This window comes from Massilia sp. UYP32 (genome assembly GCF_050434365.1).
Lineage (GTDB): Bacteria > Pseudomonadota > Gammaproteobacteria > Burkholderiales > Burkholderiaceae_D > Telluria > Telluria timonae.
Map to the genome: position 1 here is coordinate 24,157 of NZ_JBNDIK010000042.1, position 8,087 is coordinate 32,243.

Sequence of the window (8,087 nt, forward strand, 5' to 3'; positions counted from 1 at the left end):
CCCCGCCCACGGCGACGGACGGAAGCGCTCCACGGCGCCATCTCCCGGCACCGATCGTTGTCTTGCATCAATAGAACGCCACCTCTAAGTTCCCGTTTGACATTCCTCGGCTGATAGATAATAGTACGAGCGTTCGGATTTTTTTCGATTCAGGGGCAGCTATCAGTACTTCAGCAAAATTCATGCGCAAGGGCGAACAGACGCGAGCCGCAATCCTCGACGTCGCGCTCGAGCTCGCCAGCCGCAATGGCCTCGAAGGCCTGACCATCGGCTTGCTGGCCGACCGGATGAGCATGAGCAAGTCGGGCGTGTTCGCCCACTTCGGTTCGCGCGAAGACCTGCAGCTCGAGGTCGTCAAGCTGTATCACCACCGCTTCGAGCAGGAAGTGTTTTATCCGAGCATCAAGGAAGCGCGCGGCCTGCCGCGCCTGGTGGCGATGTATACGCGCTGGGTCAAGCGCGTCTCGGTCGAGATCGCGTCCGGCTGCATTTATATCAGCGGCGCGGTGGAATACGATGACCGCGAAGGCCCGATCCGCGAGGAACTCGTGTCGATGGTGCGCGCCTGGCAGGGCGCCCTGCTGCGCAGCGTGCAGCAGGCGGTCGAGATAGGCCACCTGCGCCGCGACCTGGAGCCCGAGCAGCTCGTGTTCGAGATGCACGGCCTGATCCTGGCCCTGCACCACGACGCCCGTTTCCTGCGCAATCCAGGCGCGGTCGAGCGCGCACGGGCCGCCTTCGAGCGCTTGGTCGAGAATTACCGCAATCCCCAACTACCGCAAGACCATCAGGCGGCATGAGCCGCCTGCCACGTCCAACATCTTTACCCTCGTTCAGGAGATAACCATGGGTCAGTACGTCGCGCCAATCCGGGATATGCAGTTCGTTCTGCACGAATTCCTCAACGTCACCGAAGAATTCAAGAATCTGCCGAAGTACTCGGAGATCGATGCCGACATCATCAACCAGGTGCTCGAAGAAGGCGCGAAGTTCACGCAAGAGGTGCTGTTCCCGCTGAACCACTCGGGCGACCGCGAAGGCTGCCACTTCAATGCCGCCGACAAGACCGTGACCACCCCGAAGGGCTTCAAGGAAGCCTACCAGCAGTACGTGGAAGGCGGCTGGGCGGCGCTGGCCTGCGATCCTGAATACGGCGGCCAGGGCCTGCCGATCACCCTGAACAACTCGTTCTACGAGATGCTGAACTCGTCGAACCAGGCCTGGTCGATGTACCCCGGCCTGTCGCACGGCGCCTACGAGTGCCTGCTGGAGCACGGCACCGACGACCAGAAACGCCTGTACCTGCCAAAACTGGTCTCGGGCGAGTGGACCGGCACCATGTGCCTGACCGAAGCGCACTGCGGCACCGACCTGGGCCTGCTGCGCTCGAAGGCCGAACCGCAGGCCGACGGCACGTATCTCATCACCGGCTCCAAGATCTTCATCTCGGCCGGCGAGCATGACATGTCCGAGAACATCGTCCACCTGGTGCTGGCGCGCCTGCCGGACGCGCCGGAAGGCTCGAAGGGCATCTCGCTGTTCCTGGTGCCGAAGTTCCTGCCGAACGACGACGGCTCGCTGGGCGAGCGCAACGGCATCGCCTGCGGCGCCATCGAAGAAAAGATGGGCATCCACGGCAACTCGACCTGCCAGATGAACCTCGATAACGCCCGCGGCACCCTGATCGGCCAGCCGCACAAGGGCCTGCAGGCGATGTTCGTGTTCATGAACGCGGCCCGCCTGGGCGTGGGCATGCAGTCGCTGGGCCTGACCGAAGTCGCGTACCAGAACGCGCTGGCCTATGCGAAAGACCGCATCCAGATGCGCAGCCTGTCGGGCCCGAAGGCGCCGGATAAACCTGCCGACCCGATCATCGTGCACCCGGACGTGCGCCGGATGCTGCTGACCGCGAAAGCGTATGCCGAAGGCGCGCGCGCGTTCTCGTCGTATGTCGCGCTGCAGATCGACCGCGAACTGAACCACACCGACGAAGACGTGCGCAAGGAAGCGGCCGACGAAGTGGCCCTCCTGACCCCGATCATCAAGGCCTTCATCACCGACAACGGCTGGATCGCCACCTCGGAAGCGATGCAGGTGTACGGCGGCCACGGCTACATCGCCGAGTGGGGCATGGAGCAGTACGTGCGCGACGCCCGCATCAACATGATCTACGAAGGCACCAACACCATCCAGTCGCTGGATCTGTTGGGCCGCAAGATCCTGATGGACAACGGCGCCAAACTGCGCAAGTTCGGCGAGAAGATCAAGGCCTTCGTCGAAGACAACGGCCTGGACGAGCAGCTGTCCGAATTCGTGACCCCGCTGGGCGAACTGGGCGAGAAGGTCACCAAGCTGACCATGGAAATCGGCATGAAGGCCTTCCAGAACCCGGACGAAGTGGGCGCCGCCGCCGTGCCTTACCTGCGCGTGGCCGGCCACCTGGTGTACAGCTACCTGTTCGCGCAACAGGCCAAGATCGCCCTGGCCAAGCTCGATTCGGGCGACAAGTTCTACGAGTCCAAGCTGGCGACGATCCGCTTCTATTTCGCCCGCCTGTACCCGGAAACCGCGATGCTGATCCGCCAGGCACGTTCGGGCGCCGCGAACCTGACGGCGCTGGACGCCGACCTGTTTTAATCACCCGTCACGACGCTAACCAAGGAATACTTACATGTCCAATTTCATCGTCAAGAAAGTCGCCGTGCTGGGCGCCGGCGTGATGGGTGCGCAGATCGCCGCGCACTGCGTGAACGCCAAGGTGCCGGTCGTGCTGTTCGACCTGCCGGCAAAGCCGGAGCAAGGCTCCGGCGGTCCATCCAATAAAAATGGCATCGTCCTGCGCGCCATCGAGAACCTGAAAAAACTGTCGCCGGCCCCGCTGGGCAACAAGGATGACGCGGCCCTGATCGAAGTGGCCAACTACGAGGACAACCTCGACGTGCTGGCGGGCTGCGACCTGATCATCGAAGCCATCGCCGAGCGCATGGACTGGAAACACGACCTGTACGCCAAGGTCGCCCCGCACATCGCGCCGCATGCGATCTTCGCCTCGAACACCTCGGGCCTGTCGATCAACAAGCTGGCCGAAGGCTTCGATGCCGGCTTGAAGGAGCGCTTCTGCGGCGTGCACTTCTTCAACCCGCCGCGCTACATGCACCTGGTCGAACTGATCCCGACCGAAGCGACCCGCCCGGAAATCCTGGACCAGCTCGAGACCTTCCTGACCTCGACCCTGGGCAAGGGCGTGGTGCGCGCGAAAGACACGCCGAACTTCATCGCCAACCGCGTCGGCATCTTCGGCATGCTGGCCACGATCGTCGAAGCCGAGAAGTTCGGCCTGTCGGTCGACGTGGTCGACGACCTGACCGGCGCCAAGCTGGGCCGCGCCAAGTCGGGCACCTTCCGCACCGCGGACGTGGTCGGCCTGGACACCATGGGCCACGTGATCAAGACCATGCAAGATAATCTGAAGGACGATCCGTTCTTCAGCGTGTACAAGACGCCGGATATCCTGGCCAAGCTGATCGAGAAGGGCGCGCTGGGCCAGAAGACCGGCGCCGGCTTCTACAAGAAGGTCGGCAAGGAGATCCAGCGCCTGGACTTCGCCACCGGAGAATACGTGCCGAGCGGCGCGAAGGCCGCCGACATCGTCGGCCGCATCCTGAAAGAAAAAGACCCGGTCAAGAAATTCAAGGCCATGCGCGATTCGACCAACCCGCAGGCGCAGTTCCTGTGGGCGATCTTCCGCGACGCCTTCCACTACATCGCGTTCCACTTGGATACGATTGCCGACAATGCGCGCGACGTCGACTTCGCGATGCGCTGGGGCTTCGGCTGGAGCGTCGGTCCGTTCGAGACCTGGCAAGCCGCGGGCTGGACCCAGATCGCCCAGTGGGTCAAGGAAGACATCGAAGCGGGCAAGGCGCTGAGCGACGCGCCGCTACCAAGCTGGGTGTTCGAAGGTTCGGTCGCGGAGAAGGGCGTGCACACCCCTGAAGGTTCGTACTCGGTCACGAAGAACGCCTATGTGCCGCTGTCCGACCTGCCTGTCTACAAGCGCCAGCAGTTCCGCGCGCCGGTGGTCGGCCTGGGCGGTCCGGATGCGAAGACCTTCGGCACCACCGTGTTCGAAGACGACTCCGTGCGCCTGTGGCATTCGGACGACGAGGTCCTGGTCATCTCGCTCAAGACCAAGATGCACGTCATCGGCGATGGCGTCATCAAGGGCATCCAGCGCGCGCTGAAGGAAGCCGAAGCAGGCTTCAAGGGCGTGGTGATCTGGAACACCGATGCGGCCGAAGGCGGCGCGTTCTCGGCCGGCGCCGACCTGCAATCGGCCCTGCCGGCCTTCATGGCCGGCGGCGCGAAGGCGATGGAGCCGATCGTGCGCGAGCTGCAGGACACCTTCATGGCGATGAAGTATTCGAACATCCCGGTCGTCGCCGCAGTGGCCGGCCTGGCGCTGGGCGGCGGCTGCGAGCTGGCGCTGCATGCAAGCAAACGCGTGGCCTCGATCGAGTCGTACATCGGCCTGGTCGAAGTGGGCGTCGGCCTGGTGCCGGCCGGCGGCGGCCTCAAGGAAGCGGCGCTGCGCGCGGCGAATGAAGCCAAGGGCAACGACATCCTGCAATTCCTGAAGAACGGCTTCATGAACGCGGCCACCGCGCAAGTGTCGAAGTCGGCGCTGGAAGCGAAGGCCATGGGTTACCTGAAGGAAGACGACGTCATCGTGTTCAACGCGTATGAACTGCTGCACGTGGCGAAGACCACCGCGCGCGCCATGTTCGACGCCGGTTATCGCGCTCCGGCACGCCGCACCTTCCCGGTCACCGGCCGTTACGGCTGGGCCACCATCCGCGGCCAGATGGTCAATATGCGCGACGGCGGCTTCATCTCGGCCTATGACTACCACCTGGGCGACACCATCGCCGAGATCGTGACCGGCGGCGACATCGACCAGGGCAGCGTGGTGAGCGAGCAGTGGATCCTCGACCTGGAACGCAAGGCCTTCGTGGCCCTGCTGAACAATCCGAAGACCCAGGAACGGATCATGGGCATGATGCAGACCGGTAAGCCGGTGCGCAACTAACGCTGACGACTGAACAGGACTACTGACATGAGCAAACAACTTCAAGACGCATACATCGTCGCAGCGACCCGTACCCCGATCGGCAAGGCGCCACGCGGCATGTTCAACAAGACCCGCCCGGACGACCTGCTGGTGCACGCGATCCGCGGCGCCATGGCCGCCGTGCCGAACCTGGACCCGGCGCTGATCGTCGACGCCATCGTCGGCTGCTCGTTCCCTGAAGCCGAGCAGGGCTTCAACGTGGCGCGTAACGCCGTCGTGCTGGCCGGACTGCCGAACACCGTGGGCGGCGTCACCGTCAACCGCTACTGCGCCTCGGGCATCACCGCGCTGGCGATGGCGGCCGACCGCATCCGCGTGGGCGAAGCCGACGTGATGATCGCCGGCGGCGTCGAATCGATGTCGATGGTGCCGATGATGGGCCACCACCCGTCGATCAATATGGACGTGTTCAAGGACGAGAACGTGGGCCTGGCCTACGGCATGGGCCTGACCGCCGAGAAGGTCGCCAACCAGTGGAAGATCTCGCGCGAAGACCAGGACGCCTTCGGCCTGGAATCGCACCGCCGCGCCATCGCCGCCCAGCAGGCCGGCTACTTCAAGGACGAGATCACCCCGGTCGAGATCATCACCCGCACGCCGAACCTGGCCACCGGCGAGATCAGCGTCAAGAAGCGCACCGTGGACAGCGACGAAGGCCCGCGCGCCGACGCCAGCGCCGAATCGATGGCCAAGCTGAAGCCGGTGTTCGCGGCCAAGGGTTCGGTCACCGCCGCGACCTCGTCGCAGATGTCGGACGGCGCCGGCGCGCTGATCGTCGTCAGCGAAAAGATCCTGAAGGAGCACAACCTGACCCCGCTGGCCAAGTTCTCCTCGTTCGCCGTGCGCGGCGTGCCGCCGGAGATCATGGGCATCGGCCCGAAGGTGGCGATCCCCGCCGCGCTGGCCGCCGCCGGCATCACGCAGGACCAGCTGGACTGGATCGAGCTGAACGAAGCCTTCGCCGCGCAGGCGCTGGCCGTGATCCGCGACCTGGGCCTGGACACCAGCAAAGTGAACCCGATGGGCGGCGCGATCGCCCTGGGCCACCCGCTGGGCGCCACCGGCGCGATCCGCGCCGCGACCGTCGTGCACGCGCTGCGCCGTAACAACCTCAAGTACGGCATGGTGACGATGTGCGTCGGCGCCGGCATGGGCGCCGCGGGCATCATCGAGCGCGTCTAAGCAAACATGGCGGCGCTTTGCTGCGCCGCCGCATCTCAAGCGTGGGCGGGAAATCCAAGCACCGTACGTCAATGCCGCGAGCGTGACGTGGGGTGGGCGGGTCTCCCGCCCACGCGTCCAATCGGCCCATGAACAATTCTGGAGACAACACCATGACCATCCGCCTCACCAAAGCCGACGGCATCCTCACCATCGAATTCAACCGCGTCGAACGCAAGAACGCGATCACCGGCGCGATGTACCAGGCCATGGCCGACGCGCTGCGCGACGCCGAGCAGGATGCATCGGTGCGCGCCATCCTGATCACCGGCCAGCCCGAGATCTTCACCGCCGGGAATGACCTGGACGATTTCCTGAACAACGTCGGCGAGGGCGCGATGACGCCGGAGCGCCCGGTATTCCAGTTCATGACCGCGCTGGAAGGCGCAACGAAGCCGGTGGTGGCGGCCGTCGCCGGCGCCGCGGTCGGCATCGGCACCACCTTGCTGATGCACTGCGACCTGGTCTACGCCGCCGACAACGCCAAGTTCTCGATGCCGTTCACCCAGCTCGGCCTGTGCCCGGAATTCGCCTCGTCGCTGCTGGTGGCGCAATCGGCCGGCTACACGCGCGCCGCCGAGAAACTGCTGCTGGGCGAACCGTTCGTGGCCGAAGAGGCGCTGGAGATGGGCATCGTGGCGCGCGTGCTGCCGGCCGCCGAGCTGCTGTTCTTCGCCCAGGGCCAGGCCGCCAAGCTGGCCAAGCTGCCGCCCGCGTCGATCCGCACCACAAAGGCGCTGATGAAGCGCGCGCGGGGCGCATTGGTGAAGGAAACCATCGCCGCCGAGAACGAGCGCTTCAGCGCCATGCTGACCGGCGCCGAGGCGAAGGAAGCGTTCACCGCCTTCTTCGAGAAGCGCAAGCCGGATTTCAGCAAGTTCGACTGATTTTTCGCCGCTCCTATGGCAGATCCGATTCGCGGTCGGAAGGTCGGCAAGATTTGCCTTATACGGGGATGTCACTGATGTGCGCGGCCGAATCTCGTCCGCTTCAAAATTTGATTCAGATGCAAATAGAGTCCTTTCCTTCGGAAGTCATAGAGAAGCTCCAATGGTACGTGTACCGCCTGATCGATCCTCGAAATGGTGAGACATTTTACGTTGGCAAGGGAAAAGGCAATCGCGTCTTCGCTCATGCACGTGCACAGCTGCCCGACGCTGATATCGGCGACAAGTTGAAGCGCATCAGGGAAATTCAGATTGCAGGCTTCGAGGTGAGCCATGTCATTCACCGACATGGAATGATCGAAGAGAAAACTGCTTTCGAAGTGGAAGCAGCGCTGATGGACGCATACCCCGGGCTGACAAATGTCGTAGGGGGAGCCGGCAGCCTGGACTTCGGTGTAATGCATGCCGAAGACATCATGCGACGCTACGCTGCTCAGGAGGCGGCATTTGAACATCGGGCGCTGCTCATCAAGGTCAATCGATCGGCAACGGAAGCATCGCTGTACGAAGCGACCCGGTTTGCTTGGAGGGTTTCTCTGGAGAAGGCGAAGGAGGCGGAAGTGGTGCTGGCAGTCTTGCAGGGATTGATCGTTGGCGCTTTTGTCGCTGACGATTGGCTGAGCGCGACCACAGCAAACTTCCCAGGGCGTGAATCGGAACCCACTCGGTTCGGCTTCGTGGGCCGGGAAGCCTCGGACCTGTCAGAAATTCTGTGTGCGGGGCCAGAATTCGTAGTTAGATAATCGCGTTCGTGAAGCGCTCGCCGAACATGATGGCGAACTGGTTGG

At 63.7% G+C, this 8,087-nt stretch carries 6 protein-coding genes; all 6 read left to right on the forward strand.

Translation table 11 applies throughout. The annotated features are described in order from the left end of the window. Positions 1-182 precede the first annotated feature (182 nt). The 6 genes from ABIB42_RS25035 (at position 183) to ABIB42_RS25060 (ending at position 8,042) form a co-directional block, all read left to right on the forward strand. Complete coding sequence (locus tag ABIB42_RS25035) at positions 183-800, forward strand: TetR/AcrR family transcriptional regulator (RefSeq protein ID WP_005663243.1); 618 nt, start codon at positions 183-185, stop codon at positions 798-800. Positions 801-846: 46 nt separating this feature from the next. After that, positions 847-2,637: an acyl-CoA dehydrogenase C-terminal domain-containing protein gene (locus ABIB42_RS25040; protein WP_071360662.1), complete on the forward strand. Its 1,791-nt coding sequence runs from the start codon at positions 847-849 to the stop codon at positions 2,635-2,637. Positions 2,638-2,671: 34 nt separating this feature from the next. After that, complete coding sequence (locus ABIB42_RS25045) at positions 2,672-5,089, forward strand: 3-hydroxyacyl-CoA dehydrogenase/enoyl-CoA hydratase family protein (protein WP_429249175.1); 2,418 nt, start codon at positions 2,672-2,674, stop codon at positions 5,087-5,089. Positions 5,090-5,116: 27 nt separating this feature from the next. Next, positions 5,117-6,313 (forward strand): acetyl-CoA C-acyltransferase, encoded by a 1,197-nt coding sequence (locus ABIB42_RS25050; RefSeq protein WP_005663231.1) that lies wholly within the window; start codon positions 5,117-5,119, stop codon positions 6,311-6,313. Positions 6,314-6,465: 152 nt separating this feature from the next. Beyond that, positions 6,466-7,239: an enoyl-CoA hydratase gene (locus ABIB42_RS25055; protein WP_005663229.1), complete on the forward strand. Its 774-nt coding sequence runs from the start codon at positions 6,466-6,468 to the stop codon at positions 7,237-7,239. 77 nt (positions 7,240-7,316) lie between these two features. Continuing rightward, positions 7,317-8,042 (forward strand): LEM-3-like GIY-YIG domain-containing protein, encoded by a 726-nt coding sequence (locus tag ABIB42_RS25060; RefSeq protein ID WP_429249176.1) that lies wholly within the window; start codon positions 7,317-7,319, stop codon positions 8,040-8,042. The last annotated feature ends 45 nt before the right edge of the window (positions 8,043-8,087 follow it).